Raw genomic sequence first — 2,967 nt, forward strand, 5'->3', positions numbered from 1 at the left:
CGAATCTTCGGTCTGCCCTCAAACGAAGCCGTCACCCCTGAATTACGACGTCAAGCAAAGGCAGTTAACTTTGGAATTGTTTACGGCATTAGTGATTTTGGCTTATCTCAAAATACTGGGATTACCCGTAAACAAGCCCACCAATTTATTGAACGGTATTTTGAAGAATATCCGGGTGTTAAGAAGTACATGGATGATATTGTCAAATTTGCCCGCAACCACCGCTATGTTGAAACAATTGCCCACCGGCGCAGATACCTGCCGGATATCAATTCTAAGAGTTTTAACCTGAGATCATTTGCCGAACGGACGGCAATGAATACACCGATTCAAGGCAGTGCGGCCGATATTATCAAAATTGCCATGATCAATATGAACAAAGCAATTAAAGATATGAAAACAAAGATGCTGCTTCAAGTTCACGATGAACTGATTTTCGAAGTTCCAAATGATGAACTTGAGACGGTCAAAAAGCTGATCCCAAGTGTCATGGACTCGGCTATTAAACTTGATGTTCCATTAAAGGTAGAAAGTCATTGGGGAAAAACTTGGTATGATGCAAAATAACGTAATGGGGGATCAAGATGCCTGAATTACCAGAAGTTGAAACTGTCAGACGCGGTCTCACGAAATTAGTTGAAGGAAGCACGATTAAATCCGTTGATGTTTTGTATCCAAAGATGGTTAACCTGCCTCCAAAGGACTTCGAGAACGCGTTGAAGGGGAAAAAGATTGATCGAATTGATCGCCGGGGGAAGTATTTACTCATTCGTTTGAGTGATCACCTTACGATTGTTTCTCATTTGCGGATGGAAGGAAAATATGACGTTGAACCAGACGGCGCACCGTTGGACAAACACACCCACGTGGTGTTTCATCTAACCGATGGGCGTGAATTACGTTACAACGATACCCGCAAGTTTGGTCGGATGAATCTCGTGGATACCGGCACAGAGATGTCGGTGGCCGGCTTGAAAACCATTGGCCCTGAACCAACTGAACAGGCGCTGACGCTCGACTATATTACGGCGATTTTTAAGAAAAGCCGCAAAGTCATCAAACCTTTTTTGCTGGATCAAAGCAACATTGCCGGGCTAGGTAACATCTATGCCGACGAGGTTTTGTGGTTAAGTAAAATTAATCCTAAGCAGCCGGTCAATTCTTTAAAACCAGCGCAAATCAAACGGTTGCGGAAAAATATTATTACTGAAATTCAAATGGCAATCGATGGTCATGGAACGACGGTTCATTCGTATTCCACTGCCTACGGGGAAGCGGGGAACTTTCAGAATCATTTAAATGTCTATGGCAGGCAGGGAGAACCCTGTCCGCGCTGTGGCACTAAAATTGTCAAGATTAAGTTGGCTCAACGGGGAACCCATTATTGCCCAAAGTGCCAACCGTTACGTGGTGAGAAACATGAGTAAATTAATTGGGTTAACCGGTGGCATTGCAACGGGCAAGTCGTTGGTCAGTGACTATTTAAATGAGCAGGGCATTCCAATTATTGATGCCGATTTAATTACCCATCAGGTCGAAGCAAAGGGAACTGCCGGCCTGCGAGCTTTGGCTGAAGTTTTTGGTGATCAGATGATTCAAACCAACGGCGAATTGGATCGTCAAGCGCTTGGAAAAATGGTGTTTAACGATCCATCAAAGTTAAAACGGTTGGTTCGGGTAATCGACCCGTTTATTCGCGCTGAAATCTTCAAGCAAATCGATCATTATTTTGACGCACCATTAGTTGTTTTGGACGCGCCAACTTTATACGAAAATGGGTATGCCCACTTAGTTGACCAAGTGATCGTGGTTTACTGCGACCCGGTTACGCAGTTGCATCGGCTCATGAAACGCAATAAACTAAGTATTGTGGATGCAACCAAACGAATTAAAAATCAGTGGCCATTGCAGACAAAATGCGATTTGGCTGATACAATTATTTATAACTCAGATTCAATACCAGAAACGCTGGCCCAAGTTAAGACGTGGTTGGCGAGCCAAACGAAATAGACGAGGTGAACACCATGCAATGTCCTCATTGCGGATATAATGGTTCCAAAGTTGTCGACTCAAGGCCAACTGACGACGGCCGAGTCATCAGACGAAGAAGAGAATGTGAACACTGTGGGTTTCGATTTACCACTTTTGAGCGTGTGGAAGTCACACCACTTTTAGTTGTGAAGAAAAATGGTAACCGGGAAGAATTTAACCGTGAAAAGCTGCTTAAAGGGATTGTGCGGTCGGCTGAGAAGCGCCCGGTTTCAATGGATGCGATTACCAATTTGGTCGATCGGGTCGAAAATAAATTGCGCTCTTTGGGTGAAAACGAAGTCTCTAGTCAACAAATTGGTGAATATGTAATGGAAGATTTGGTAAACTTGGATGAAATTGCTTATATCCGCTTTGCCAGTGTTTACCGTCAGTTTAAGGATATGTCGGTCTTTTATAAAGAGCTCAAAGAAATCATGGAAAAGGATAAAAAGAAACATGATGAGGGGCACTCGGAGGAAAAGTAAATGGCAGAGTCATTTGAAAAGTTAACTCCGGATTCAAAATTTGTATTAATTAATGCGCACGTCAATCGAGATCTTGACCACACTGTTTTAACGAATTTGTATCAGCCAATCATTGGTGAACAGGCAATTGCCTTATACAATTTGTTGTGGTCATTGAGCTTGAATGATCACAATCAAATGATTTTGCACAAGCACTACGAGATCCAAAGTATGTTAAATTCCGGCATCAGTGATTTGCTGGGCGTTCGTAAACGCTTGGAAGCCGTGAAACTCATTAGAACCCTTATTTCACCCAAGCGGCCTGATACGCTGATTTATTCGCTTAATGAACCGCTGTCACCGGAACAGTTTTTAAGAACGGATATTTTATCAATCATTCTTTTGGGAAAAGTTGGCGACAGCACCTATAAACAAATTGTTGAGCGCCTTGTTACCCCAACACCTGATTTAG

Annotated in this window: 4 protein-coding genes and 1 pseudogene; all 5 read left to right on the forward strand. The window is 43.0% G+C overall.

Translation table 11 applies throughout. From position 1 onward, the window contains the following. On the forward strand, positions 1-567 hold a 567-nt coding region (locus tag AB3112_RS10275), incomplete at its 5' end, for a DNA polymerase (RefSeq protein ID WP_367334435.1). Positions 568-584: 17 nt separating this feature from the next. Then, positions 585-1,427: a DNA-formamidopyrimidine glycosylase gene (gene mutM / locus AB3112_RS10280; protein ID WP_084975282.1), complete on the forward strand. Its 843-nt coding sequence runs from the start codon at positions 585-587 to the stop codon at positions 1,425-1,427. Next, on the forward strand, positions 1,420-2,010 hold the full coding sequence (gene coaE, locus AB3112_RS10285; protein ID WP_367334436.1) for a dephospho-CoA kinase: 591 nt from the start codon (positions 1,420-1,422) through the stop codon (positions 2,008-2,010). The genes mutM and coaE overlap by 8 nt, the downstream gene beginning before the upstream one ends. Positions 2,011-2,024: 14 nt before the next feature. After that, on the forward strand, positions 2,025-2,516 hold the full coding sequence (nrdR, locus tag AB3112_RS10290; RefSeq protein ID WP_057910439.1) for a transcriptional regulator NrdR: 492 nt from the start codon (positions 2,025-2,027) through the stop codon (positions 2,514-2,516). Further along, positions 2,517-2,967: pseudogene (locus AB3112_RS10295) on the forward strand (DNA replication protein DnaD); the annotation flags it as partial.

The organism is Lentilactobacillus sp. (genome assembly GCF_040773105.1).
In the GTDB taxonomy this organism is placed as follows: Bacteria; Bacillota; Bacilli; order Lactobacillales; family Lactobacillaceae; genus Lentilactobacillus; species Lentilactobacillus parabuchneri.